Source organism: Eubacterium ramulus, assembly GCF_003122485.1.
Classification (GTDB): domain Bacteria; phylum Bacillota; class Clostridia; order Lachnospirales; family Lachnospiraceae; genus Eubacterium_I; species Eubacterium_I ramulus_A.
The window spans coordinates 1-2059 of record NZ_JRFU01000256.1 but is presented as its reverse complement, the minus strand read 5'-3'; the positions used below and the strand labels follow the sequence as shown (position 1 = coordinate 2059).

The 2059-nt window shown below is 42.7% G+C and carries 2 protein-coding genes; both read left to right on the top strand.

Features of this window, described 5'->3' with window-relative positions; translation table 11 throughout:
- The coding region (locus tag LG34_RS16980) for a hypothetical protein (protein WP_207657039.1) at positions 1–243 on the top strand (243 nt) is incomplete at its 5' end.
- Positions 244–386: 143 nt separating this feature from the next.
- Positions 387–1916 carry an ATP-dependent Clp protease ATP-binding subunit ClpX gene (clpX, locus tag LG34_RS16350; RefSeq protein WP_109217025.1) on the top strand — a complete coding sequence of 510 codons (1530 nt, stop codon included), beginning with the start codon at positions 387–389 and terminating at the stop codon, positions 1914–1916.
- The last annotated feature ends 143 nt before the right edge of the window (positions 1917–2059 follow it).

Here is a 2059-nt window from a genome sequence, read left to right as displayed (position 1 = left end):
TTCGGTTATGAGCAAGTAGCGAAGCGGATTGCGAATATCCGCTTGACTGATTTAGGTTATGATAGGACCTCCTGGAATTTTGTCTCAGTCGCTAACAATCGCTCCTTGAGAAAAATTCCAGGAGGTCTTAATTCAGTTTGTGAATTTAGCGAAACGTATATGGCGCCAGGCAGGCACTCTTTCCTCTGTAAGCGATTGTTAGCGGCAGAGGTAAGAGTGATGACTGGCGCCTTCACTAACTAAAATTATAAATCACACAATTACCCGAAACATAAACCTTTTATTAAATGAGGTAAGTACAGTTGAAAATAACCGTCAATCTATGGTAAGATAAAAAAGTCTCAACGGCATTTTTGAGGAAAATACAGACGAATGGAGAAATTTTTATGATAGATAACGATTACAGAGAAGTAGATACAGACGAAAAAGACGAGGCTGTATCTGAGAAAAACGAGACAACCGAGACTCCGGTAGAGACCGGTGAGGTAGTGACAGACGATCACGCAGAGGAGCATGAAAAATCCGATGATTTTGACGAGTTCTGTGCAATGTGCAGACGTCCGGCAAGCAAAGCTGGCAAACTGATCCATGTGGCTCCGAATATGGCAATCTGTCAGGATTGTATGCAGAAGACCTTTGATACCATGGGACAGATGCCGGGAATCCCGGGACTGGGTGACATTAATATCGGAGATATGCTTTCCAGCGGAAAGATGCCGAACATTCAGTTTGTAAATATGTCTGACCTGCCGTTTGGCAATCAGCAGAAAGTAAAGAAGAAAAAAACGAAAGAGAAAAAGAAAGAAGAGCCGGTTTTAGATATCCGTAAAATTCCTGCACCACACAAGATTAAAGCAAGTCTGGATGATTATGTAGTTGGTCAGGATTATGCGAAAAAAGTGATGTCAGTAGCTGTTTACAATCATTACAAACGTGTGGCAGCAGGTGCTGAAGCAAATGCAGATGGTGTCGAGATTGAAAAATCCAACATGCTAATGGTTGGACCGACCGGTTGCGGTAAGACTTATCTGGTAAAAACACTGGCAAAACTTCTGGATGTGCCGCTTGCTATCGCAGATGCAACTTCCCTGACAGAAGCTGGTTACATAGGCGATGATATTGAAAGTGTACTGTCCAAACTACTGACAGCAGCAGATAACGACGTGGAAAAAGCAGAGCGCGGCATCGTGTTTATCGACGAAATTGACAAACTTGCCAAGAAGAAAAATGCGACACAGCGTGATGTCAGCGGTGAATCCGTACAGCAGGGAATGTTGAAACTGTTAGAAGGCGCGGAAGTAGAAGTGCCGATCGGAGCAACCAGTAAAAATGCCATGGTTCCGATGACAACCATTGATACCTCAAATATTTTATTTATCTGCGGTGGTGCGTTCCCGGGACTGGAGGACATCATCAAAGAGCGTTTGAATGAACATGCGTCCATCGGTTTTCAGGCAGATCTGAAGGATAAATATGATAAAGAAGAAAATCTGCTTCGTCAGGTGACCACAGAGGATATCCGTAAATTTGGTATGATCCCGGAGTTTATCGGACGTCTGCCGATTCTGTTTTCACTGGATGCATTGTCTGAGAATATGCTGGTACAGATTCTGAAAGAGCCGAAAAACGCGATCATTAAGCAGTATCAGAAATTGCTGGCTATGGATGAAGTAAAACTGGAGTTTGACGATGGTGCATTACGTGCCATTGCAAAATGTGCCAAAGAGAAAAACGTGGGAGCTCGTGCACTGCGTTCCATCATTGAGGAATTTATGCTGGATATCATGTATGAGATTCCGAAAGATGACAATATAGGTGCTGTTACCATTACAGAGGCATATATTGAAAAGACAGGCGGTCCACTGATTCAGATGCGTGGAACACCGGAGCTGGAAGATAAATCTGGAACAAACTAGGAAATTAAGGTAATGAAACATAATAATCTTGATTAACTGAGTGTTAAGAGAGGAATGCTTCTTGAATTTGACACAAGAAAGTTCTTATTTGTATATTTCATCTCAGTCTGAGTTGAGACTCCCACTTCTGCAAGTGGTGAGTA

Bases quoted from the DNA above. Each gene is read 5' to 3' on its own strand.
- clpX (WP_109217025.1), top strand. From the start codon at position 387: ATGATAGATAACGATTACAGAGAAGTAGATACAGACGAAAAAGACGAG.